The organism is Paenibacillus sp. FSL F4-0087 (assembly GCF_038020215.1).
In the GTDB taxonomy this organism is placed as follows: Bacteria; Bacillota; Bacilli; order Paenibacillales; family Paenibacillaceae; genus Paenibacillus; species Paenibacillus taichungensis.
Genome location: NZ_JBBODJ010000001.1, coordinates 23,245 through 47,708, shown reverse-complemented (window position 1 = coordinate 47,708; position 24,464 = coordinate 23,245). Strand labels below are relative to the sequence as shown.

18 protein-coding genes are annotated in these 24,464 nt (G+C 46.5%); 16 read left to right on the top strand and 2 right to left on the bottom strand.

The window, feature by feature from the left end:
• Positions 1-11: 11 nt before the first annotated feature.
• From MHB84_RS00190 to MHB84_RS00130, 13 genes are all read left to right on the top strand, one after another.
• Positions 12-1,886 (top strand): IucA/IucC family protein, encoded by a 1,875-nt coding sequence (locus MHB84_RS00190; protein ID WP_076289700.1) that lies wholly within the window; start codon positions 12-14, stop codon positions 1,884-1,886.
• Positions 1,887-1,903: 17 nt separating this feature from the next.
• A complete protein-coding gene (locus tag MHB84_RS00185; RefSeq protein WP_179087163.1) occupies positions 1,904-3,979 on the top strand; it encodes an IucA/IucC family protein in 2,076 nt (691 codons plus the stop codon).
• A gap of 134 nt (positions 3,980-4,113) precedes the next feature.
• Entirely contained in the window at positions 4,114-5,085 is a 972-nt protein-coding gene (locus MHB84_RS00180; RefSeq protein ID WP_076289760.1) for an ABC transporter substrate-binding protein, read from the top strand.
• 289 nt (positions 5,086-5,374) lie between these two features.
• Positions 5,375-6,376, top strand: a complete 1,002-nt coding sequence (locus tag MHB84_RS00175) for a FecCD family ABC transporter permease (protein ID WP_076289701.1) — start codon at positions 5,375-5,377, stop codon at positions 6,374-6,376.
• Positions 6,373-7,380 (top strand): FecCD family ABC transporter permease, encoded by a 1,008-nt coding sequence (locus tag MHB84_RS00170; protein ID WP_076289702.1) that lies wholly within the window; start codon positions 6,373-6,375, stop codon positions 7,378-7,380. The genes MHB84_RS00175 and MHB84_RS00170 overlap by 4 nt, the downstream gene beginning before the upstream one ends.
• A 45-nt stretch (positions 7,381-7,425) precedes the next feature.
• Positions 7,426-9,024 carry a helix-turn-helix domain-containing protein gene (locus MHB84_RS00165; protein WP_179087164.1) on the top strand — a complete coding sequence of 533 codons (1,599 nt, stop codon included), beginning with the start codon at positions 7,426-7,428 and terminating at the stop codon, positions 9,022-9,024.
• 76 nt (positions 9,025-9,100) lie between these two features.
• Complete coding sequence (locus tag MHB84_RS00160) at positions 9,101-9,913, top strand: phosphotransferase family protein (RefSeq protein WP_076289704.1); 813 nt, start codon at positions 9,101-9,103, stop codon at positions 9,911-9,913.
• A 43-nt stretch (positions 9,914-9,956) separates the two neighbouring features.
• Positions 9,957-12,263 (top strand): class I SAM-dependent methyltransferase, encoded by a 2,307-nt coding sequence (locus MHB84_RS00155; RefSeq protein WP_076289705.1) that lies wholly within the window; start codon positions 9,957-9,959, stop codon positions 12,261-12,263.
• Entirely contained in the window at positions 12,260-12,847 is a 588-nt protein-coding gene (locus MHB84_RS00150; protein ID WP_076289706.1) for a histidine phosphatase family protein, read from the top strand. The genes MHB84_RS00155 and MHB84_RS00150 overlap by 4 nt, the downstream gene beginning before the upstream one ends.
• Before the next feature lie 44 nt (positions 12,848-12,891).
• The gene (locus MHB84_RS00145) at positions 12,892-13,584 is read left to right on the top strand and encodes a 3'-5' exonuclease (RefSeq protein ID WP_076289707.1); all 693 of its coding nucleotides are present in this window, start codon (positions 12,892-12,894) and stop codon (positions 13,582-13,584) included.
• Positions 13,577-13,948 carry a hypothetical protein gene (locus tag MHB84_RS00140; protein WP_076289708.1) on the top strand — a complete coding sequence of 124 codons (372 nt, stop codon included), beginning with the start codon at positions 13,577-13,579 and terminating at the stop codon, positions 13,946-13,948. Before MHB84_RS00145 ends, MHB84_RS00140 begins: the two co-directional genes overlap by 8 nt.
• 180 nt (positions 13,949-14,128) lie before the next feature.
• The gene (locus MHB84_RS00135) at positions 14,129-15,130 is read left to right on the top strand and encodes an ABC transporter substrate-binding protein (RefSeq protein WP_076289709.1); all 1,002 of its coding nucleotides are present in this window, start codon (positions 14,129-14,131) and stop codon (positions 15,128-15,130) included.
• A gap of 101 nt (positions 15,131-15,231) precedes the next feature.
• A complete protein-coding gene (locus tag MHB84_RS00130; protein ID WP_076289710.1) occupies positions 15,232-16,887 on the top strand; it encodes an AraC family transcriptional regulator in 1,656 nt (551 codons plus the stop codon).
• 210 nt (positions 16,888-17,097) lie between these two features.
• On the opposite strand, the gene MHB84_RS00125 is transcribed toward MHB84_RS00130, so the two are convergent.
• Both MHB84_RS00125 and MHB84_RS00120 read right to left on the bottom strand, forming a co-directional pair.
• Positions 17,098-17,766 carry an SOS response-associated peptidase gene (locus tag MHB84_RS00125; RefSeq protein WP_076289711.1) on the bottom strand — a complete coding sequence of 223 codons (669 nt, stop codon included), beginning with the start codon at positions 17,764-17,766 and terminating at the stop codon, positions 17,098-17,100.
• Positions 17,767-18,019: 253 nt separating this feature from the next.
• Positions 18,020-18,397 carry a VOC family protein gene (locus tag MHB84_RS00120; protein ID WP_053779906.1) on the bottom strand — a complete coding sequence of 126 codons (378 nt, stop codon included), beginning with the start codon at positions 18,395-18,397 and terminating at the stop codon, positions 18,020-18,022.
• Between the two features lie 251 nt (positions 18,398-18,648).
• Between MHB84_RS00120 and MHB84_RS00115 the strand changes: the two genes are divergently transcribed.
• The 3 genes from MHB84_RS00115 (at position 18,649) to MHB84_RS00105 (ending at position 24,312) form a co-directional block, all read left to right on the top strand.
• Complete coding sequence (locus MHB84_RS00115; protein WP_076289712.1) at positions 18,649-20,919, top strand: putative PEP-binding protein; 2,271 nt, start codon at positions 18,649-18,651, stop codon at positions 20,917-20,919.
• A 221-nt stretch (positions 20,920-21,140) separates the two neighbouring features.
• Positions 21,141-22,226, top strand: coding sequence for an HAD-IIIA family hydrolase (locus MHB84_RS00110; RefSeq protein ID WP_076289713.1), 1,086 nt, complete (start codon positions 21,141-21,143; stop codon positions 22,224-22,226).
• Positions 22,227-22,374: 148 nt separating this feature from the next.
• The gene (locus MHB84_RS00105; protein WP_076289714.1) at positions 22,375-24,312 is read left to right on the top strand and encodes an LTA synthase family protein; all 1,938 of its coding nucleotides are present in this window, start codon (positions 22,375-22,377) and stop codon (positions 24,310-24,312) included.
• Positions 24,313-24,464: the final 152 nt, after the last annotated feature.

Sequence of the window (24,464 nt, the reverse complement as noted above, 5' to 3'; positions counted from 1 at the left end):
GGAGGTGTCATATGAACGGTCTAACAGCAGAATTGGTCAGGTCCGAAGAGTGGATAATGGTGCGGCGACGTATTTTCAGGCAATTGGTGGAGTCATTTCTGTATGAGCAAATCTTGAGTGAACCGGTGATCGGGCCTTATGCGGAGGCAGAGTATACACTGCGAGGGGAGACGGAGACAGGAGAGAAGGTGGAATACACCTTTTGGGCTGTACGAAAAGAGAGCTTTGATCGCATTCGGTTGTCAGATAAACCAATTATGCGGGTAACATCGAAAAATCGAGCTGAAGCAGATTCTATTCCTCGTTTTTTACTGGAGATGGCTGCGCATATTCCCACATCCGAAGCTCAGCTGGGGCAATTCATGGATGAGCTTCAGCAAACCCATCTGAAGGACACGCTGTCTTTGCGATGGCGTGCTGGTCAGCCCGAACCTCGGGTATCAGAATATGATGAGTGGGAATCTGCCCTGATTGAAGGGCATCCGTATCATCCTTGTTACAAATCCAGAGTTGGATTCACGCTTTCTGACAATGAAGCCTATGGACCGGAGTTCGGACCCGAATTCAAGCTGGTCTGGATTGCGATTAAACAGGATTCAGCCCAGATATCCATTTCGTCTTCACTGGACACGTATGCTGAGTTTATTCATAACGAGCTGGGGCAGGAGCTACAGACATTCAAGTTGATTTTGCAGGAAGTTATATCGTCTGCGAACTTGAAATTGAACTCGGCTGCCAATGCCGAGGAGAAAGTGAATACGGATGGGGCTGCAAGTGTTGATGAATATGTATTCGTTCCTGTGCATCCCTGGCAGTGGGAACGAATAATATCGGTGGCGTGTGCGGAGCAACTCCGAACAGGGGAAATTATATATCTGGGTCAAGCAGGTGACCCCTACTGTCCTCAACAATCCATTCGCACATTGACGAATGTGAGTCATCGCGATAAACCGTATGTCAAACTGCCACTGAATATGGTGAATACGTCATCCGGCCGAATTCTGGCACAGCACACGATCATGAATGCAGCCCGTATCTCGGACTGGCTTGGTCGTGTGGTGGCAGAAGATTCGTTTTTGCAGGATGAGCTTGGTCTGATTGTGCTGAAGGAGATTGCGGGGGTATCGTACCATCACCAGAAACTGCCCAATATACTGGAGCAAAAAATATACGGATCACTTGGAGTGATCTGGCGTGAAAGTCTGCATCCACGCTTGCGGGCAGGAGAAGATGCTTTGCCCTTCAATGCTTTGTGTCATCTCGATCAGCAGGGCACTCCGGTCATTAAACCGTGGATAAGCGCATATGGCCTGGATCGCTGGACCCGGCAATTGCTGAATGTTGCGGTGGTACCGTTGATACATCTGCTGTACGCACATGGAGCGGCGCTGGAATCGCATGCGCAGAATATGATTATCGTGCTGAAAAAAGGATGGCCCAGCCGGATTGCGCTTAAGGATTTCCATGACGGAATCCGTTACTGCCCATCCATTCCTCACCCGTTTGGATACCCGGATATTGAATATCCACCTGCCAACCATCAGCGGGTGAATCGCAATTCGTTTGTGGAGAAGGAAGACCCTTCTGAGGTGAAGGACTTTATGTTGGACGCGTTGTGTTTTATCAACCTGACCGAAGTGGCATTGTTTCTGGAGAAGCACTTTGACCTGAGCGAAAAGCAATGGTGGCGCATGGCTGCCGAAGTGATTTTGAATTACCAGGAACGGTTCCCGGAGCTACAGACGCGATTTGAACAGTTTGACGTTTTTGCATCCGAGATCGAAGTGGAACAGCTGACCAGACGGCGAATTCATGAAGGGCCGGGGGATTGTGTGCATCGGGTAAGTAATCCACTGCATGTCTACAGACCAATATGGCAGAGTTAATCAGGAGGGGAGGAAGCATGCGCATGGAAAGTACGAGAATATCGGAATATCAGAGCCATGATGAGGATCAGGACGGGCAACCGTTTTGCATAGATGAATCCTCTAGCCACTCAGGAAATGGTGTGGCACGCTCTAGAGTTGGAGTGGAGAAGGAGCATTGGCAAGAGCAGCTAAGAAAATTTTACACCGCATCCCTGTCTTCACACCACTATACCGATGCACGCAGACGCATATTCAAGCAGTTGGTTGAATCCTTGATGTACGAAGGTGTTATGGAATATACCTCAAGGGAGGAGCAGGGGTTCAACGTTTGGGAAATAGAGGGTCTTGGTCTGAACGGCGAACGGGTTATTTACGCATGCAGGGGAACGAGCCATCTCACCTTTGGTCGTTTACGGCTGAACCATGAACCGATTACAAGACGTGTCTTTATGGATGAGACTCCGTCTTGGGGTTCGGGAAGTAGCAGCATTCAAAAGGGAGAACGTATTCAGGCTGTAGAAGATGGGCAAGAAGCGGAGTCGATTTCTCTATTTTTGCTGGAAATTGGACCAGCTATAGGCGCGGATGAAGGGAAGCTGCTGCATTTCGTTAAAGAACTGGAACAGACGCTGATCAATGACACACTGGCGAGATATGTACGGGCTGAGCGGCAGACTGATCTCCATGCTCTTCCCGATGAAGACTGGGAAAGTGGAATTATCGAGGGTCATCCATACCATCCAAGTTATAAATCCCGCATCGGCTTCCGAATCGAAGATCAGCTTGAATATGGACCCGAGTTCCGCGGATGCATTAAACCGATATGGGTGGGAATTCATAAGCAAAACGCACGGATAAGTCATGGCACGAATGAACATGGACCGGCTGCAAGGGAATGGCTTCAGAATCAACTTGGCGAACAAGTGTTGGATCGCTTCCTCACGGCACTACAGGAAATGGGTGCTGATCCGGCAGAGTATGTGATGATGCCAGTCCATCCGTGGCAATGGCGAACAACGATCAGTTCTGTACTTGCAGAAGATATTCGTAACGGGAGCATCGTACCGCTTGGAAGCAGCGAAGACCGATATACTGCTCAACAGTCGATTCGCACGCTAGCTAACCGATCACGTCCCAATTCACCGTACTTGAAGCTGTCGCTTAGTATGATCAACACATCAACTAGTAGGGTGATCGCCCCACATACGGTTGAGAATGGACCTCGCATTACCGATTGGCTGCAGGGAATTAGTAAGCAAGATCCCTACTTGAGGGATGAACTGCGTGTCATTCTTTTGGGAGAGATTGCTGGCGTTGCATACGACAATCATCAGATACCGGATGTTTTGAAGCCACTCTCGTATGGTGTGTTGTCCTGCATTTGGAGAGAAAGTGTACATTCCCGGCTGGAACCGGGTGAATCAGCGATTCCGTTTAATGCATTGTCTACACTGGACTATGCAGGGCGCCCGGCGATTGATCCTTGGGTGAAAAAGCTGGGTGCTGATGAATGGCTGTCCGAGCTGCTGCTGACTGCGGTACGACCGCTCATTCACTGGTTATTCGCTCATGGGATTGCGCTAGAGTCTCATGCACAGAATATGCTGCTAATTCACCGGGAAGGCAGACCCTCACGCATTGCGCTGAAGGATTTTCACGATGGAATTCGATTTACAAGAGAGGCACTTGCCGATCCAAAGCTCTGTCCAGCGCTTGTCGAGGTACCGGAATATCACCGCCGTGTGAACCGTAATTCATTCCTGGAGACGGAAGAACCGACAGAAGTGCGGGATTTCATACATGATGCCTTTTTCTTTATCAATCTTGGAGAGCTGGCTTTGTTCATGCACGAGCATTACCAGATCAGAGAGCAGACCTTCTGGAACAAAGTTCGTAAGATTATTACCGGCTATCAACAACGTTTCCCTGAATTTCATGAGCGTTACGAACGGTATTCCTTGTTTGATCCTGAGATCGGAGTAGAGCAATTGACCAAGCGTCGTATGTTCCCAGATGATGAATTGCGCATTCATCAGGTTCCGAATCCACTGGCGCACCGGATTATGGATAAATTTGGGTCTAATGAGGATGAATTAAAAAATAGTATATGAGATCAAAAGAATATTGCATGGACAGAAACTGGAATTGTGGGATATTGTTTTAATAATGATAATCATTATTGATTAGGTTATTAAATAGGATCAGGGGGTTGGATGGGATGCAAGTAGAGAGAAAGAGGATTGGAATGAAATCATGGGTACATTTTGCTATGTTGGCAGTACTGATGCTGGTGCTAGCGGGTTGTGGAAATTCGGGATCGGGTGCAGCCAATGGTACAGCAGCGGAAACAGCACCAACCGAACCAAAGCAAGAAGAAACCGTAGCCAATACTGGCGATACACGTACCGTCAAAGATGCATATGGTGAGGTACAGGTTCCAACCAATGCAAGTCGAATTGTGGTACTGGACATTGGGGCCTTGGATAATTTGCTCGAGTTGGGCATTAAACCTGTAGGCGCACCTTCCATCCTGGCAGCAGGCGATCCGTATCCGGCTTATCTAAAAGGCACAGAAGGCATTGAGAATATCGGATCGGTGAATGAACCAAGCCTGGAGGCTATCGATGCACTGAAGCCGGATTTGATCATTGGTAATAAAGATACACATGATGCTATCCATGATCAGTTAAAACAAATCGCGCCTACGGTGTTTGTAGAAACACTCGGGGTTACCTGGAAAGAAAATCTGCAGCTTCATGCCGATGCAGTAAACAAGCTGGAAGATGGCAAGAAGCTGTTGGATACATATCAGCAGCGCATTGAGGAATTGAAATCCACGCTTGCAGGCAAAGATGCCAAGGAAGTATCGCTGTTCCGTCCCCGTGAAGACAAAATTCAGGTCTATCTGAAAGAAACCTTTGCAGGTACGATTATGGAAGATGCCGGAATTACTCGTCCCGCCGCACAGCAGGATGCAGGCTTCTCCAAGGATATTACGGAAGAACAGATTGCTGATCTCGATGGTGACGTAATCTTCTGGTTTAACCGTGAGCCGGATGCATTCGCCAAGCTGGAGAAAAGTAAATTGTGGGCAACGTTGAAAGGAGTCCAAAACGAAGCTGTGCAACCGGTTGACTGGGAGTACTGGATGAGTGGCCTGGGCATCCAGGCTGTAAACAAGGTCGTGGATGACCTGAACACCTATGTAGCCAACTAAACGCAAACATGCTGCACCTTTTCCAGAGACAATGGATTGTGAAATCAGCACTTTATCAATTGCAATTATGCTTCCAAGTGGTCATAGCTTAACTGTAAAATTGGGTCGTCGAATGTGACGATCCAATTTTTCTGATTTTTCTGCATAGGACTCGTGCCACGGTTATATTCGTGCTCTATATTTATCCCTATATAATAGAAGGAAAAATTTTGACAGTCCGTTTTTTTACTGATTTTTACAACATATTGAAGTACATAAATCAAGCAGCATGCAGGTCGGAGGCGTAAAAATGAACACAAACACCAGGTTTAAAATCACTGGTTTAGCAACGATCATCGTGTTGACACTTCTCGCGTTTCTATTCAGCATCATGTATGGCATTGTACAGATTCCATTGCGTTCTGTTGTGGATACGTTCTATGCCTTTGACGGATCGCGTGAACACCTGATCATTCAAACCGTTAGGCTGCCAAGAGCGGTTATTGCCGCAGTGGTTGGCAGCTCACTGGCTGTGGCCGGGTGCCTAATGCAGGCGATTAGCCGCAATGCTCTGGCAGGCCCTGAACTGTTCGGTATTAATTATGGCGCGGCACTTACCGCGGTGCTTGCTTCCTTTTGGCTGGGAACGACGTCTCTACAATTATTTGCATGGTCTGCGCTGTTGGGGGCCGCGGTTGCAGGCGTGATGGTTTTCCTTCTCAGTTCCACGGGCAGACAACCCTTATCTTCCGTAAAAATAGTTCTCGCAGGGGCTACATTAAATTTGTTATTTGCTTCACTGACACAAGGCATTCTTATCCTGAATGAGCAGTCTTTGGATACGATGCGTTTCTGGTTGGCGGGTTCATTGACAGGCAGAGATCTCGATCTGTTTATTCAAATTCTGCCTTATCTGATCCTTGGCATCGTCGGTTCGTTTGCATTAAGCAGTCAATTGAACATTTTTGGATTAGGAGATGAAGTGGCTCAAGGATTAGGACAGCGAATGAAGATGATTAGGATCATCTGTATTATCTCGATTGTTCTGCTGGCTGGCAGTGCCGTGGCACTTGCCGGACCAATCGGATTTATCGGGTTAGCCGTTCCGCATATTGCAAGATCAATAACAGGCAGTGATTATCGCTGGGTAGTTCCGTACTCTGCTGTTCTGGGGGCACTACTGCTGCTCACAGCAGATATTGGAGCGAGATTTGTGTTGCCTGGGCAGGAAATTCCTGTTGGGGTGGTTACAGCCTTCTTCGGTGCTCCTTTCCTCATCTATTTGGCCCAAAGAAAGGAGAGATCGATATGATTTCTTCTATTATAAAGAAACGTGCTATCACCCTTATTCTGATTCTGTTGTTATTGAATGTGGGGGTGCTTGTGCTTAATGTGATGTTAGGAGATCGCTCCATCCCTCCGGGAGAAGTATTGCGTAGCTTGATGGGCAGGGGAGATCAGGAATATCACTTCACCATTCATCAGTTAAGGCTGCCCCGGGTACTGACCGGTTTTCTGGTTGGGTGCGGTCTGGCATTGGCGGGTACAATCCTACAGGTCATTACAAGGAATCCTCTGGCATCACCTGGCGTAATTGGGCTGAATTCGGGTGCGGCTGCGGCGGTGGTTGCCGTCATGGTGCTGGTTCCTACCTTTCCAATGCGGCACATGCCTTGGATTGCATTCGTTGGAGCCTTTCTCGCGGCCACGGTAATCTATGGATTGTCATGGAGAAAAGGAGAGGCGAGTTCCACGGTTCGCATGCTGCTGATTGGTGTGGGCATCTCTGCAATGGCTGGCGCATTAATCACCTATTTGCTGACGGTGGGCAAAATATTCCGGGTCTCTCAGGCTTCCGTGTGGATGGCAGGCAGTCTATACGGACGAACGTGGGAACACTTTTGGCCTTTATTGCCGTGGATGCTGCTCCTGTTTCTTCTATTAATATGGATGTCCAGACGGCTGGATATGTTTCTGCTCGATGTCCAGTCGGCAACTGGACTGGGTCTGCGGGTAGAGACTATGCGGGTGTTGTTCCTTCTGATGAGTGTAGGGCTCGCCGGGTCCGCGGTGTCGATGGCAGGAACGATTGGATTTGTTGGCTTAATGGCTCCTCACATGGCAAAACATCTGGCAGGAAGTCGGAGTCTCGTTCGTTTACCGATTGCAGCGTTGCTTGGAGGACTGATCGTCATGCTCGCAGATCTCGCCGGACGGACATGTTTCGCTCCGTATGAAATTCCAGCCGGATTAATTACGGCGATTATCGGGGCTCCATATATGATGTATTTGCTGTTACGACGCAGAGAGATATAATGAAGAAAAGGATTCAGAATGCAAGAAAGGCTGGTGCATTTTTTCATGCCATCATATGTGAACGAAGCCAATCTAATCTATCTTTTATCTTCAGTACGTAAACGAAAGTTTCCCATGACCCGACAAGCCAAACATGTTCGGGTCCCTGTATACATATTATGCTTTATTACAGAGGGCGAAGGAGTTGTTGTACTGGATGGTGCGCTCCAGAAGGTTCGTCCTCTCCAGTTATATTTGCTTGTACCCGGCATGATTGTGGAATTCCCGGAACAAGGCAGCACGTTTGAATACTATGGCATATGGTTTGAACCGATCCGGCTAACCAAGGCCAGAGGTAGATATGAAGCATTGCCATCCTTATCCTTATCCGGAGCACTCTCACCAGGACATATTCTCGTGCATTATCCACAACAGATCCTCCAACAGATCGTGCAGTTGTATCATCACAGTCGGCAGGAACGAAATCGGGATTCATTGAATTTGAGAATTCAGTTAGAGCAATTGATCCAGAATATTATGAAAAATGAACCGGAACAGCCGACTACCGTAATGGATGAACGGGTTGAACGCAGCATCCTTTATATGGAGCAGCACTATACGGACAAAGTAAGCATTGAACAGCTGGCTGAAGCAGCAGGTGGCATGCCGCCGGTTGCTTTTTCACGTTTGTTCCGAAGTGAAACAGGTCTGCCACCAGTCGAGTACCTGAGCAATGTGCGCATGACCCGGGCCAAGCAGATGCTGAATACGAAGAACAGTCGAGTGAAGGAAGTGGCAGCTGCAGTCGGGTTTCGTAGTGAATTTTATTTTAGCCGCATGTTTCAGCGCATGGTGGGTGTATCCCCTACATTATATATGAAGCGAGGCAAGTTAAAGGTGGCTGTAGCATCCTCGCTCGGTTTCGACGACCATCTGAAATCAGTTGGAATCGAGCCGGTCTGTGTGGTGGATTTATTCCAGTATCCAGGACAGAGCAATGAACAGTATGCGGAACAATTGCACAGCCAACTGCTGGAATTGGAGCAGTCCAATCCAGATATGATCATTGCCGATCATTATCATACAGAGTTCAAAGAGCAGTTTAAACAAACGGCTGCGCCTGTATTTCTGGATTTCTCTGTGTGGGACTGGAAAGGAAACTTTGAGAAAATTGCCGAGTTGGTGAACCGGGAACGTGAGGCTGCGGAGATGCTGACTCGTCTGGATGTGCAGACTGAGACAACAGGCCAGACATTGCGCCGGATACTGGGCCAGGAACGGATGACCATCATGCAAGTGAGCCACCGGACGATTGGCATTCAGGGCAGGGTGAATCATCCGCTCAATGAATTGGTATACGGCGAGCTTGGTCTGCGCCCGGGTAATCAGGCTCCTGCAGAACTGTGGCGTATGGAGCTGCAACCGGAGTCCATGCCTGTATTGGAGACGGAACATTTGTTAATTCATCATCATCATATTCTCGCCGGTAGTGACAAAATGTATGACCAGTTGACCAGGACGGCAGCATGGCCCCAGATTCCGGCGGTGAAGGATGGAAAAGTTAAGCGCATTCCCAATTGGTTTGTGATGAGCTGGACTCCACTGGGGAGACAACGAATCATGAATGAATTGATGGCAGCCGTGGATGAACATCAACAGCGATAAACAGCACTGAATTAGTAGTGTTTCAACAGGGATCGTACTGCATTAGGTAGTCTACTCATGTCAGGGAGAGTGAAGAATGAGACGGATTGGGCAAGGAAGAACGGCTGAGATCTATGAGTACCCATCAAATCAGATTATGAAATTATACCATGCGGATTTTTCAACCGAAGCTGTCCAGAATGAGTTTCGAATTACCGAGGCGGTATTCCAAAAGGGCCTACCTGTGCCACAGGCAAGATTGTATATGGATGATGAATCGCGTAAAGGGATTATATTTGAACGGATTGAAGGCAACACGATGTTATCCCTCATGATTCAGGAGCCCGTGTTGATCGAAGAACTATCGCGTCAAATGGCAGCCTGTCATCATAGCCTTCACGCCCAACAGGATGATGAAGGAGCACTCCCCACACAAAAGCAGATTCTTACTGGGGCCATTCGCAATACCTCTCTATTGTCGGAAGAAGATAAGGTGCAGGTTATCAATTATATGTCGTCGCTTCCAGAGCGAAAGCAAATTTGTCATGGCGACTTTCATCCCGATAATGTCATGTTAAATGAAATGAGAGATCAATATTGGGTTATAGACTGGATGACAGGCATGTCGGGTGATCCAGCGGGTGATGTGGCACGAAGCTGGGTAATATTAATGAGCGGCACGTTGTCGGAGGATACAGACCCGGCTGTTCATAAGGGATTTGAATTGGCTCGCAATGTAATGCTGGATCATTATATCCAACATTACATCCAGATTTCCGGGATATCTCGCCAGGAGCTGGATGCCTGGATTTTGCCTGTCGCGGCTGCACGTCTAGATGAGAGGTTACCTGCAGTGGAAGCGGATCAGTTAATCAAGCTTGTGCAGAATCGTATTCGTCTGCTGAAATGACATATTTAGTGTAACTAATAAGGATAACGAGGTGAAGAAATTCATGCTGAACGCATTAAAGGCCATACAATCTTACAAGTCAGGCCATCTCCCGGAGGGGGAGCAGCCACTGTGGCTGCAGCTGCTGGCAGCGGCAGAGCAGCCGAATATTAACCTGGAACGCATTCATTCTATAGCTGAACTGGAAGGCACGAATCCGGTACTGGATTACGTAGAACGTACACTCCTGGTGCTGGAGCGACTTCAGGTTTCTTTTTGGATGCGAGAAATTCTGGAGGATGTATTGGTCTGGTCGGAAACGGCAAAGGCAGGATCACCGAAACAGCGGCGAAAATGGCAGAAACAGGGGGTTAACCTGTTCGTGCACAATGTCGGTTCAGCACAGCTATATGACATGTATGGAAGTGTTGGAAATTTGCATGGCAAGCAAGGCCATCGTGAGGAGGAACATTCATCTCGATCAGAATCCTCACGTGATTTATCAAATGATGATCCAAGCGGTAATACACAAATTGCGCAAACTGCATATGGTTCACCCACACCTCGGCATGAGATCATTCGTACCCTTATTGCCACACACGGACTTATTGGTCAGTACATAAGAGGAGAAATTCCATTTGCCGAAAATGCCCCACTGCACTCGTTCATAACGCAAGGGTGGCTGACCGCAGATGAATTGCAGGCCATCCTGATCGCATTAAATGAATGTATCATTGCTGGTGTTGATCCAGCGTTGTGGAATCAAGTTCAGGCTGAAGTGCAGCGTATCGTAGGTTGGATTATTACAAAGCCGGATCATACAGACTGGAATGTGAAGGAGCGTTTGTCACGCTTACGGAGCACATCTATACGTCAGGGAGAAGCGATGGATGAAGCATATGCGAAACTTCAAGCCCAGCTTGAGATAGAGAAACTTCTCGCTCCTCTGGCTCATCGGACCTTATGGTATGTGGAGTCAGCGATGCATGATTTTTCATTGCAGGAGATGGTTAAGATCTTCCTTTTGACGCTGCACAGTGAGGGAATGTTATCTGTAGATGATTTGACGATGAACAGCACAGGCATAGGCAGAGTAACCGAAGAAGAAGGAGTGGGCTTGAACTCGACTTCACAGGAGCAACAAGGGGATATGGTAAGGCATATCAGCTTCGAACCATTAATGAACACGATGTATTACGATTATAAAGGTGTCAAGAAACTGAATGTTTACAAGAAACGAATGATTGAAAAGTATTTGGAGCAATATTCGTGGGAGCAGATTGAAGCAGGTGAAACGATTACTTACCCCCATCTGACACATCGGATTGAGCGGCACCCGGAATTGCGGGATACGGTATTTGTGACATTTGAATTTTCCCCGGCGGCCGAGAAGCTAATTGCATTTTGTATTGAAGCAGAAAAGTCTCCGTTATACGAAAAGGCTGTGCTGTTGTTATTTGACCTATTTGGACTCCGTCGGGATGCGTATGATCGGTTCCATAATGAAGAGACGTATCTGGCCGACATGAATAGCTCAGGTGATTACAAGAAAGTACTGCTGGATTACATGGTTGGCAAACGTGTGCTCGATATCGGTCCCGGCGGTGGAATATTGCTCGATCTGATTGAGCAGGAACGACCTGAGATGGAACCAATCGGCATTGATATTTCAGCGAATGTTATTGAGGCGTTGGAGCGCAAAAAGCAGCGGGAGGCACATCGCTGGCAAGTATTGAAGGGAGATGCTCTCCAACTGGATCAATACGTGCAGCCAGGTACGGTGGATACGGTTATTTTTTCATCCATTCTGCATGAACTGTATTCGTATATTGAACGTGACGGACGAAGATTTAACAGGGATACGGTCGTAGCTGCGCTAAGAAGTTCATTTAACGTGTTATCCCCCGGGGGCCGAATTCTGATCAGGGATGGCATCATGACTGAACCCGAAGGGCAGAAGCGTCGAATTCGTTTCCTTGAACCGGATGGGATGCGATGGCTGGAGCGGTATACGCAGGATTTCCAGGGACGCAGCATTGAATTCGAGCGAATCTCTGAGGACGAAGCGCTGCTGGATATCAACGATGCGATGGAATTTCTGTACACCTATACATGGGGCGAAGAAGCATATGTCCATGAGATTCAGGAACAATTCGGCATATTTACCCCATCGGCATATGAGCAAAGTATTCGCGAAGCGCTGGGTGAGCAAGCCGAGATTATTACATTAAGACACTTTCTTCAAGAAGGATATACGGAGGCGCTTGGAGAACGAATTATATTTATGGATGAACAGGGTCAACCTGCACCTTTGCCAGACAGCACCTGCCTGATTGTGATTGAAAAGAAGAAAGGAATGGCGGACAGATGACGAATGAAGCCAACACGGCTTTATATTTTGTAAGGCACGCGGAATCTGAATATATGGAAGGGCAGGAACGTGAGCGAGGTCTGACGGAACAAGGAAAAAGGGATGCGGCGACCGTCGCGGGTTTGCTCCACCGGGAGCAGATACAATCGTTTTATTCCAGCCCGTATAGACGGGCCGTGGATACGATTCAGGGGTTGGCTGAAGTGTCAGGTGGTATAGTGGTCACCGAAGAGGATTTACGTGAGCGTGAACTGTCAGGTCCTGAAGTGAAGCATGAACATTTTCGGGAAGCCAAACAAAGGCTCTATGATGATCCTGCATTCGCTTATTCAGGTGGAGAATCCGGCGAAGTCGCTGGGGCGCGGGCAATTGCTGTTATACAGCGAATTCTGGATAGGCATCCGGAACAAAAAATAGTGATTGGCACCCATGGGGATATCATGACGATGATTTTCAATTATTTTGATTCGTCCTACGGTTATGACTTCTGGGCAAATACAACGATGCCGGACATCTACAAGCTGGAGTTCGATCGTGATGGTAGGCTGGTTCAGGTAACACGATTGTGGGAAGAACAGGTTTAGTCCTTTGAAATATGCGTTCTATAGATGAAAAAGGGGAGAGTCGAATGAAGATTACGTTTATGCCGGATACGTACACTGTTGAAGAGCTAAAAGTCCCTAACTTACATGATAGAACGTACTGCATATTTGATCTAGAGGGCACAGGGATTAATCCGGCAGAGGAGAGTGTGACCCAATTTGGTGCAATGAACTACAAAAAAGGAGAATTATTAGATTCATCGTTCACTTCACTTGCATGTGCCTTTAAACCGATTCCGGAAGCGGTCTCGAAGTTAACGGGTATTTCAAATGAGGATATGATCCAGGCTCCCTCATTTGCAGAAGCATACCAGGCTTTTCTGGAATTCATCGGGGATAAGGTGTTAGTAACGCAGGCGGGTTATGAGTATGATTTGCCCATATTGAAACGACATTGTGATATGAATGGGCTGCCGATGTTTACCAATCCGGTGTTGGATACAAAAGCGATGTTTACATATATTCATCCTGAAATCTCCGAGGTCATCTCTACCGATTTCCTGATCCGATATTATGACCTGAATACAGACGGAATTCACAGGCACAATGCCTTAGCTGATTGTAGTGTGATTGCTCGTATTTTTGAGCATGTCCTGAATGAATATCAGGCTCTTGCATTGGATCATTTTACTGCGGATGGGGAACGTGAGATGAAGCGTTTTGTGATTCCCGAGATGTATTTAACAGCACCGAATGGAGGAGGGAAGCCGGATGAGTAGAGTGGATGTGGATAAATTGCTGGCTGATATGAATGAGGGGCGGATTCTTAGTCAGCAGACATTCGAAGGACTGGATGTGGAAGCCTATCTGGATCAACGGGATGCTTCCGAATTTGCCGATGAGTGGATGCAGGCATTTGAACGGTTTGCTCAGTCTGACGTCGTGGAAGAAGAAGTGCTTCGTGCAAGCAGGGAATTGGCTTTCAAACGAACGATTGCTCTTGCGGGCGATCCTGAACTGGCCGGATATGTCAGTGATGATATTGGATTGATTGGCGCTGCCCTGTTACAGGACGAAATGCAAGATTCATTTGTTATGCAATTACTTGAACGTTATCAACAAGGTACATTGCCCCTGCGTTAAGCGGGGGTGACGGTTGTATATTCTTTTCGTTTGTATAAAAAAATAGCTGCGAATGTGTATTGTGAGTTTTGCACAGCATAAGGTACAATTCATCTAAGCATTGAGTGAGAATGATAATCATTATTTATAAAACATGTTCTCACCGATACAACAACAGATTACATAGGGGTGAAGGGTATCATGGTAAGGTTCAGTAAAGGCTTCAAAGGGTGGACGATCATACTGCTACTCATAGTGGTAGTTATATCGGGGTGTAGTGCAAATTCTGAGTCAAAAGCAGAAGAGGCTCCTGCATCTGAGACAGCGGTTTCGGATGGCAGTACATCTGAAACAACAGAAACAGAAGCAGAGACACGTGTCGTTCAGGATGAATTCGGTGATGTGACGATCCCGGTGCATCCACAGCGGATTGCTGGTATTTATGTGGAAGATTATCTCAAGGCTCTCGATATCACACCTGTAGTACAGTGGTATAATCCGATGTGGGGTGTGCAGGAATATCTGGATCTGGATGTGCCTCAATTCGATACTACAGGTAGCATTGAGGCTTTGTTGGAGTATGATCCGGATCTCATCATTGTGGATGGCGGAGCGGACATGGAGAAATATGAGATGTATTCAAAGGTGGCACCGACGTATCGTCTGTCTGAAGATATTTTGCAGGATTCCAATCAAATCTTGACGACTATTGCCGATGTTGTCGGTAAACCGGACAAGGGTAAAGAAGTTGTTGCGGCATTTGATGCCAAGATTTCAGATGCTAAGGCGAAACTTCAGGAAGCCGTTGGGGATGAGACCGTAGCGGTTGTCCGATTGAATATCAGCAATAATACATTGGCATTGTTCGGTGTAAAAAATCGATTTACCGGATTTCTTTATTCGGAGCTTGGTCTAACACCTCATCCTCTGGTCGCCAAGATGGAAGAATATCAGGAAATTCTGTCCGAAGAGGCTTTTCCAGAGCTTGATGCGGATCATATTATTGTATTTCCATCCAATGGAGAGTGGTCATCTCCAGAGAACAAGGAAGCTTTGAAGGTGCTGGATAGCAAGTTGTGGAAATCTCTCCCGGCAGTCAAAAACAACCATGTGTACATGATGGAAAGATCGTATTGGCAATCAGGTGCGATTACGGCAAACACAATGAAGATTGATGATCTCTTGCAAAAAATGACGCCATAATCCCTTTTCCATAAGAAAGTTCTTCCCTCAGGGTTGAAGAGCTTTCTTTTTTCGTTTACACTATTGTAAATGATAACAATTCTCAATTAAGGAAGATGAATATGTGTCCCACGATTGTACAACTGATTCCCAAGCCCTGGTTATGCTTGATTCAACATATGAAATACATGGATTATAACCAAGTCGATATCGCCAACAGGCAGACATATAACAAGACATCCTCACACGCTCTTTTCGTAGTGACGGGTGGGCAAGGCTCAATAGACTCTTTGGACAATAGGGACACTCGTCTGGAAAAAGGGATGATTATGTTTGTTCCAGCTGGACGTACCATTGTGATTGAAGGCTCCTGTGAGCTGCAATATTATAGAATTGAGCTGATGGTAGCTGAGGTGAAAGAAGATAAGGCCAGTAGGTTGAGTATAACAGGTGAAACGGTGCAACACGAGCCGCCAGCCTTTAAATCAGATCCAGATCGGTTGCCTCTTATTGAGCTGAATTATAGTCCATGGAGTTCCTGTCTGAAATCGTTGGAACAGATATTGCGTGGGCTGACTGCTCAAGATTGGTTGGACCAATGGGAGATACAACTGCGTTTTCAGGAGTGGTTCCGTGTGCTGCTTCGGCAAAATGATCCCGAGATTGAATCGCCGGATGACCGTGCACGGCTTCAAAGCTCGATTCGTTATATTCGCGAACACTATGATCAGCCCATAACGGTTGACGATCTGGCAGCAGAGATCCGGCTTACCAGATCCAGTTATACCCGACAATTCAAGGAGATTACAGGCAAGCTTCCGCTTGATTATGTAAATGCTGTACGATTGGAGCATTCCAAACTGCTGTTACAGATGACCGATGATCGCTTGCATGATATTGCACAGAATGTGGGATTTAATAACGAATATTATTTTGGTCGCCGATTCAAGCAATATACAGGTGTTTCACCGGGATTGTATCGGCGACATCACCGTCAAGAGGTGCGTGTGTTTGCTCCGTATCTGGAGGACTTTGTTCTTGCCCTTGGAATAAAACCGATACTGCAAACTTCCCATCGTTCTTGGGGAAGACAGCAATATTTAGGGTTGGAAGATGTTCCTGAATTTGATGTTACTCAGCTGGACATAGGGTTTAATGAGACGAATGTACCTGAATTTATTATGCTGAACAACGGATACCAACGCTGGAATCTGGAACGGTTTGAGCAAGTAGCCCCGACATTTTATATGGAGCACGAGGGAGAGGATTGGCGTTCCATTTTGAAATCGACAGCAGATATATTGGGAAAAGTAAATCGGGTTCAGGATGTAATAGGTGCCTATGAGGATAAAGCCGTTGAGGCCAAGGGACAGTTGGCACGTCATGCGCGGGGACAAACGGTAGCTCTTTTACGTATTTCGTCATCTGAAATTATACTCTACGGGAACCAATATGGTTACGTAGGACCGGTATTGTATCAAGATCTCGGATTGACCCCGCATTTCCGTGTACAGCAATGGGCGAGTCAAAGTAGAAGAGTCGGTATTGGGCTTGAGCAGCTGAGTCAGCTTGAAGCAGATCATCTCTTTATTACATTTGACAATATGGATTCTGCCTATCCCGGAGAGGAACGGAAGCTCCTGGAAAGAGACGAGTGGAGACGGCTGCCTGCAGTGAAAAGCGGTCATGTATATGAGGTGGATTTTATGACCTGGATGAATTATGGTGTCATCTCCCACGGAAAGAAAATCGACGATATACTGCAGTATTTGGGATGAATTAGGCAACACGGGAGGACTAAATTAATTTAAAAAATCACGAGGAAAATCACATTCTCTGCTAAATCTCACAATTGAATTATACTTGAGTAATCGTATACAATCGTTGACATGGCTGAGAATATGGAATCCTTAGAGCTTAATGATATATCTCTATTAATTCATTACATAAAGGAGCAGAGGGGATAACCTCGCTGCTCCTTTTTATTCTTAACTGACCTCTTTGATCAATTCCTCGTTATTATTTCGCACATTACCTACTGCAGAATCCACCTTGTATGCTATCATTTCATCGGCCTCATGCGGGCTGAGAAGCCTCAGAACGCTTTCCTTGTCCGATTCCTTGTTTAGCCAATCTGCTTCATCTTGCGGCCGGAGAATGACTGGCATACGATCGTGGATGTCCGCCATAAGATTGTTAGGTTCCGTAGTAATGATAGTGCAAGTTGAAAGCTTGTTACCTTCTGGATCAATCCAAGTATCGTATAGACCAGCAAGCGAGAAGATGGAGGCATCTTTCATTAAAATCCGCATGGGTTGCTTTACGGATCCATCCTTTTTCCATTCATAAAATCCCGAGCATGGGATAATACAACGCTTGGAACTGATCAGGCGCTTAAAGGCAGGTTTCTCTGTGAGGGTCTCTACACGGGCGTTAATCATTTTATTTCCTATTTTTTCATCCTTGGCCCAATTAGGAACTAAACCCCATCGGAGCGCCCCCAATCGATTACCGTCTTTGCTACCGATAATTGTCGGGATGAATTGCATAGGTGCAGCGTTGTAATTAGGTTTGTACTCATATCCTTCAGCAATAGAAGCATAGTACCTGTCCATAATTTCTTCGATTGGATCTGTAATCGTGAATCTTCCGCACATATCGAAGCCTCCTTTAAAACGCTATAGTATGTAATTTAACTCAAATCTTTAACGTTAGAAACGGGTAATATGTGGAGTTGTATATCCATTTAAAAATAAATATGCAAAAAATCACGTGGAATTACTGCGCAACAACATGGGAAAACAGCAACGTATGCAGGTATGTTTGCATATGAGCAAAATATATAGAAAAAAGCCTGTTCACTACTGAACGGGCTTTTTGATGTGGTATTACTCAGGTGATCCAGGAGATTTAATTTTTCTCCATAACAGCAAAGTAATTGTTTTCGTCATCTGCAAAGTTGAATACTCTTCCGCCAGGCATCGTTACAATCTCGCCAACCGTAACTTGTTTATTGGATAAGTGAGTGTATAGTTGATCCAAGTTATCTGTGAAAAGCATGAGAGATGGTGTGCCAAGGTTTAATTCAGGGGACATTTTGGCAACGAATTCTTTGTCGTGCAGGATAATGGTGGTTTGAGCATCCTTCACAGGGGCAATCTCGATCCAGCGCATGCCGTTCCCATTAACTTCGTTAACGATATGGAAACCTGCTTTTTCCGTCCAAAATTGAAGAGCCTTATCCTGATCATTTACATACAACATAATTTGCCCGACTTGAGTAAACATTGATTTACACTCCTTATATACGTAGTTGATCATGGTTGAAGCAGGTATGCGTTTGAATGTAGCTTTTTAGATTGAGTCAAGCTTTATATTACCATATACGAGCGGCCAACATACAACTTCAATTCAAGCACAAAAAGAGGAAGCAAATGTCCTTGACTGCCGTATTGCGACATACCATTAGATAAAGGACAATTCGAGTGACTGAATTGCCTTTTAAGCACAGCCATGTAATGGCAGATGGGAGCGCTGTAATGACAAAACGGGTAGTTCTATTGGAAGAAGGTACGGCAGAGATGAAAGGCCTGATGGGTAGTAAAGGGGCTGGACTTGCGGCGTTGCTCCAGGCAGGTTGGCCCGTTCCGGCCGGATTCATTGTAACAAAGGAAGGCTGTCGCACGTTCTGTACCCGTCTTGCACATCTTTCAGCTGAAGGAGCCCAAGAGATTGGCAGCGCAATTCAGCATCTTGAGAAGCATTCCGGCAAAATCTTCGGTGATTCCTCAGCACCGCTGCTGCTTGCCGTCCGGTCAAGTGAAACGTGTCACCGTGGTACAGTATCCCATGCTTTGCTTCATGTAGGACTGAATGATGTGACCGTGGAGGGTTTCGCAAGGCAAACGAATGATCGTCCGTATGCCCTTAATTGTTATCGAATTTTATTGCAGGATTATGGTCAACTGGTGCACGACATTCCGTATGCCCTATTTGAAGAAAAATGGGGAGACATCTCGATACTCGATGAAGCGAAGTTAGAATTCGCCATCGCGGAATATAAACGCTTAATAGAAGAGAACGGACGTCATCCTTTCCCTCAAGATGTTCAGTTACAGCTAAAAGAAGTGATACGTGCAGTTTCTGATTCACAGCGTGTTATACGGTCCAACTCCCAACAAGAACTTCTTCGTAATCCTTCTCTTTTCTCCGATGAAACTCAAGGAGCAGCTGTTCTTATACAGGTGATGGTCAATGGCGAGCGTGGTGACCGCAGCGGGTTCGGAACGGTATATTCTCGTCATCCAAGTACAGGGGAACGAGGTATGACAGGGGATTACGTTTCAACTGCTGCTTCTCGGCCTTCGAATGAAGGACTGGATCAACTGCGGAGTGAAGAGTCTGAACTGTATGGTCTTTTGCAGGACGCTTGCAGTTATCTGGAGTCTCACACGAGAGAGGTACAGGAAGTCCAATTTGTTGTGGATACTGGGACCCTGTATCTTGTGGAAATCAGTGAAGCGAGGTTAACCTCACAGGCGACGCTGAGGAGTACTGTAGATCTCGTGGATGAAGGGGTAATCACCAAAGAGGATGCCATATTACGTATCCAGCCTTGGCATGTGAAGGAATTGCTGAAATTATCTCCAACTTTATCACCAGAGCTGCAGCTTCTACTTGAATGGGCAGATGAAATGAAGGGGCTTACAATACTTTCGAATGTGGATCATCCAAAGGACGCCGTGAAGGCCCGTGCGTTAGGGGCTGAGGGCATTGGATTGTGTCGGACAGAACAACTGTTGTTGTCTGCTTCGAGATTTCCTTTTGTACAGAAAATGATTCTGGCAGACAGCGAAGCTGAGCGCAAACGCGGACTGGAACGTCTGTTGCCGATGCAGCAGGCTGATTTTGAACAACTCTTCGAAGCGATGGATGGTTATCCGGTAACCATTCGATTGCTTGATCCGCCGCTGCATGAGCTGCTGCCTGATATTGAAAGGTTAAACAAACGACGTGAGCAGTTGGCTCTTAGCAAACTAGAGGAAAATAACACCGAAGTGCAGGAGCTTGAGCGTGTCATCCGCAGGGTGCTGGAATTACATGAACAATATCCGTTGCTAGGGCAGCAGGACTGTCGACTGGGAACCGTGTTCCCTGAAATCTACGATATGCAGCTTGAAGCCATTTTTCGTGCAGCCGTGAAGGGCATTCGTCAAGGGCAGTGGGTACGGCCTGAGATCATGATTCCTTTGGTGGGTCATGCCAATGAACTTCAGGTCATGAGAGATCTGGTGGATCATGTAGCGGACCAGGTGCTTGGAGAGGAGAAGCGTCACTGTCTCTACAGAGTGGGGGCACGGATTGAAGTTCCTCGAGCGGCACTGACCGCAGCTCCTATTGCGCGTCATGCGGACTTCTTCTCGTTTGGCACCGATGAGCTGACACAGATGACGTTTGGTTATAGCCGTCACAATACGGAGAAGCCATTCCTTCATTTTGTTGAGCCACAGCGCTCACTGCCTAGCAATCCATTTCAGGTACTGGATATCGACGGAGTGGGGCAGTTGGTGGAGATGGCTCTCGTTCAGGGCCGAATCCGGAAACCTCATCTAAAAGCAGGCATCTGTGGTGAGAATGCAGCCGATCCGGCATCCATTGCTTTTTGTCACCGTATTGGTCTGGATTATGTAAGCTGTCTGCCAGAACAGGTACCGCTTGCTCGTATTGCTGCCGCTCAGGCAGCACTCCTTGCTCAGAAGCAGGACCCAAATGTGAACAGGCAGGACGGCGATATATCGACGATTGCGTAATGTTTCTGGTAAGCGATTAATGAGGTAATTGGATCGGCAGATGGTATAATACGGAAATGATAGAGAGGCAAAAGCTTTTGTGGACATAACTTGTTTATGGTGTTCACTTGTCTGCTGTCAACGTATGACGATCACCTTGCGGATTCGTTACCTCTTTTTAATTTGAAATAAAAACGGAATTCATGTTCGTCCACAATGAAGCATAAGGAGAGACATCCAATATGACTACTTATGATAATCCCCCTATCCAGGCTATCTTTATCGACCGGGATGGCACCATTGGAGGTACAGATGAAATACGATACCCTGGTGAACTGGAGCTGTATCATGGAGTTGAAGAATCCATCCGGAAACTATCTGGACAGGGTATCCGATTATTTGGATTCACGAATCAACCGGGCATTACAAATGGTAAGTCAACGATCAAAGCTTTTCAGCAGGAGATGAGGCTTTTTGGCATTGAGCACACCTATGTGTGTCCTCACCCTGCCGAGGCTCAATGTGAATGCCGTAAACCACAACCAACGATGCTCAAACAGGCAGCACTAGAACATGATTTGAATCTTGAACAATGCATTGTTATTGGAGATCGGTGGTCTGACATGACTGCTGCGCGTGCAGCTGGCTGTTTATGCATATTGGTGTTGACCGGAGCAGGCATAGAGTCGCTTGAGGAGAACCGTACCCGATGGGAAGCGCTGGAGGCAGACTTTTTGGCTACTGATTTTAACGCTGCGGTACAGTGGATTTTACAAATGAGGGAGAAGCCAATCGGGGATGTTATTATTCGCCAAGCCTGTGCCGAAGATGCGGCTCGTCTGCTGGAACTACATCGGGCACTGGATCGTGAAAGTACTTATATGCTCTATAATCCGGGCGAGCGCAAGACCACGTTGGGCGGGCAGGCTCGTTTTATAGATCAGTTGAACGCTACTTCGAATAGTTCAATCTGGATCGCGGAGCATCAGGGCAAGATCATCGGCCATCTTACGGTCATTGGAGGCACAGCAGAACGTATCCGACATCGGGCGAGTATCGTTATTGGAATAAGACAGGCTCATACCGGCCAAGGCATTGGCAAAAATCTAATATCAGCAATGGAAGAGTGGAGACCTACTGCGGGCATTACTCGTCTTGAGCTGACTGTTATGAGCCATAATTTTAATGCGATAGCTTTATATCATAAGGTTGGTTTTAAACAGGAAGGAATCAAGCCTAAGTCTTTATTGGTAAATGGTACATATGTGGATGAAATTATTATGGGTAAGCTGTATGAGGACATGAACAAGAGCAGCTTAACTTTGTAGAAACGAGAGATTTCAGAAGAAGGAGTTTGCTTAAACTTTTTTTTGTCTGCTGCCACCCCTCATGGAATACCAACCCCAAAACTGTTATACTAAAATATGCGTTTTGTAAAAGGAACGTAAAAATTTCAGATAAGGGTTGAAAGCGACCATGTTTAATTCCAAAAATGAGCGGACCTCATCACGGACCTTTTTTGCCGTGTTATTCATTCTGATGCTGCTGAAGCTGTCGCTTTTGCGGTATTTCTTTTTCCAGGGTCTGTCCGGCATCGGTTTCGTTACTGACGCATTGGGGGCCCTGACAGTGGTATGTATCCTTGATCTGATCGTGCCAAAAGCCTGGAAGCGTTCAGTGTACGCAGGTTTTAATGTGTTGTTCTCGCTGGTATTGTTCGCAGCGACACTCTATAACGTACATTTCAGTTCGGTTCCCACATATACGGCACTCAGCGAACTAGGCCAAGTCGCCCAAGTGAGAGGCAGTATCGGACCTTTGGTAAGACCTGAGCACTTCCTGTTTTTTGTAGATATCGTACTGGCACTGCCCGTATGGTTTATCTTGCGCAGTCGTCGTGCCTCAGCTCGTAACAGCAGCTATCGCGACAGTGGACTCCATTTCGGCAGAAGCCGGAGACGGTATTGGGGCAAGTTGGGTGTTGCCCTTACGGCTGCATTTTGTATCGTGCTGTCAGGCAGCTTCATTGTCAAAGGAGAAACCATTGATAATGAACTGGTTCGTGCCGAAAATCTTGGTTTCCTGAATTATCAGGTGTCATCTGCGATTCTGACGAGCAAAGAGAATGAAGCCATTGCGAATGGCAATATTAACGAAACCATCGACAAAATTAATCAACTGGTTAGCAAGTATCCGTATCAGGATAAATCGAGTCAGGGCACTGCTATCAAAACCAAATATTTTGGTCAGGCCAAAGGAAGTAACCTGATTGTTCTCCAACTGGAGTCATTTCAAAACTTCCCGATAAATGCTTCTCTCGACGGTCAGGTATTAACCCCCGTTCTGAATGATCTGGCCAAAGAAAGCTATTATTTCTCTCATTTTTTCCAACAGATCGGACAGGGAAATACATCGGATGCTGAGTTCATGTCGAACACATCCATCTATCCAACCGGAGTTGTACCTATGTCAGCAGGATATAGTGACCGTGATCTGCCAAGTCTTCCAAAACTGCTTGGTAAAGAAGGATATGAGTCAGAAACGTTCCACGTCAATGACGTTACCTTCTGGAACCGGAACAAAATGTATCCGGCGCTTGGATTCAATCGGTACTTCGACAAACCCAGCTTCAAGAATGATAAGTTTAATGATTTTGGACCGTCGGATGAGGAATTATATCGTGTAGGTGTGGAAAAAATGGCTGCGCATCAGGCTGCTAATCAGCCGTTCTATGCTCAGTTCATTACAGCTTCCAGCCACTCACCGTTTACGGTTCCTGCGGACCGGGCGAGAATTACGATCCCGGCCACAATCACCAATACGCTCCTGCATGATTACCTGCAAGCGATCAATTATACGGATTATGCGGTAGGTCAACTGATCAATGAACTCAAAGCAAACGGGTTATGGGATAATACAACACTCGTTATATATGGTGACCATTTCGGCCTGCCGGCAAACGATGAGATTACTCAGCAGATCCAGACCAATCTGGGCGTGCCCTATGACGGTAAAGTTAGCCGCTTCAACATCCCACTCTTGATCCACGCGCCAAAACAGGCGAAAGGTCAAGTTATAGAACAGCCTGGTGGTCAATTGGATATACTGCCAACGGTGATGAACCTGATGGGTGTCTCTTTGAAGGAAGAGAAATTTACAGCCTTTGGACACGATCTGCTTAACATGGACAACAATGCATTCGGTATCCGGTATTACTTGCCAACAGGTTCATTTGTGAATAATGACATTATGTTTATTCCGGGTGCGGGCTTTGATGATGGAACAGCCTACTCGTTAAAAACGTATGAACCCGTCACGGATTTGGAGCCGTACCGTTCTGATTATGAGCACGTGCTCAGCTTGATGAAGTTGTCTGACGAGTATGTGAAGCTGTTACCCAAACGTGCACCGTAATTGAATTTTTAAATGTATGAAATACTATAGCGTCACTGGCTCACGAGCTGGTGGCGTTATTTGTTTATTCATCGTACATCTTTACGTGTAATGAACGTGTAACTGAGAAGCAGATATCCTTTGAAACTGTAATCGATAATGTTACAATGGGA

What these genes read in the sequence shown, in the direction of transcription:
- MHB84_RS00125 (WP_076289711.1), bottom strand. Translation starts at nt 17,766, where the DNA reads ATGTGCGGAAGATTCACGATTACAGATCCAATCGAAGAAATTATGGAC.
- MHB84_RS00180 (WP_076289760.1), top strand. Translation starts at nt 4,114, where the DNA reads ATGAAATCATGGGTACATTTTGCTATGTTGGCAGTACTGATGCTGGTG.
- MHB84_RS00165 (WP_179087164.1), top strand. Translation starts at nt 7,426, where the DNA reads ATGCCATCATATGTGAACGAAGCCAATCTAATCTATCTTTTATCTTCA.
- MHB84_RS00170 (WP_076289702.1), top strand. Translation starts at nt 6,373, where the DNA reads ATGATTTCTTCTATTATAAAGAAACGTGCTATCACCCTTATTCTGATT.
- MHB84_RS00150 (WP_076289706.1), top strand. Translation starts at nt 12,260, where the DNA reads ATGACGAATGAAGCCAACACGGCTTTATATTTTGTAAGGCACGCGGAA.
- MHB84_RS00110 (WP_076289713.1), top strand. Translation starts at nt 21,141, where the DNA reads ATGACTACTTATGATAATCCCCCTATCCAGGCTATCTTTATCGACCGG.
- MHB84_RS00190 (WP_076289700.1), top strand. Translation starts at nt 12, where the DNA reads ATGAACGGTCTAACAGCAGAATTGGTCAGGTCCGAAGAGTGGATAATG.
- MHB84_RS00130 (WP_076289710.1), top strand. Translation starts at nt 15,232, where the DNA reads ATGTGTCCCACGATTGTACAACTGATTCCCAAGCCCTGGTTATGCTTG.
- MHB84_RS00175 (WP_076289701.1), top strand. Translation starts at nt 5,375, where the DNA reads ATGAACACAAACACCAGGTTTAAAATCACTGGTTTAGCAACGATCATC.
- MHB84_RS00185 (WP_179087163.1), top strand. Translation starts at nt 1,904, where the DNA reads ATGCGCATGGAAAGTACGAGAATATCGGAATATCAGAGCCATGATGAG.
- MHB84_RS00145 (WP_076289707.1), top strand. Translation starts at nt 12,892, where the DNA reads ATGAAGATTACGTTTATGCCGGATACGTACACTGTTGAAGAGCTAAAA.
- MHB84_RS00160 (WP_076289704.1), top strand. Translation starts at nt 9,101, where the DNA reads ATGAGACGGATTGGGCAAGGAAGAACGGCTGAGATCTATGAGTACCCA.
- MHB84_RS00105 (WP_076289714.1), top strand. Translation starts at nt 22,375, where the DNA reads ATGTTTAATTCCAAAAATGAGCGGACCTCATCACGGACCTTTTTTGCC.
- MHB84_RS00120 (WP_053779906.1), bottom strand. Translation starts at nt 18,397, where the DNA reads ATGTTTACTCAAGTCGGGCAAATTATGTTGTATGTAAATGATCAGGAT.
- MHB84_RS00140 (WP_076289708.1), top strand. Translation starts at nt 13,577, where the DNA reads ATGAGTAGAGTGGATGTGGATAAATTGCTGGCTGATATGAATGAGGGG.
- MHB84_RS00135 (WP_076289709.1), top strand. Translation starts at nt 14,129, where the DNA reads ATGGTAAGGTTCAGTAAAGGCTTCAAAGGGTGGACGATCATACTGCTA.
- MHB84_RS00115 (WP_076289712.1), top strand. Translation starts at nt 18,649, where the DNA reads ATGACAAAACGGGTAGTTCTATTGGAAGAAGGTACGGCAGAGATGAAA.
- MHB84_RS00155 (WP_076289705.1), top strand. Translation starts at nt 9,957, where the DNA reads ATGCTGAACGCATTAAAGGCCATACAATCTTACAAGTCAGGCCATCTC.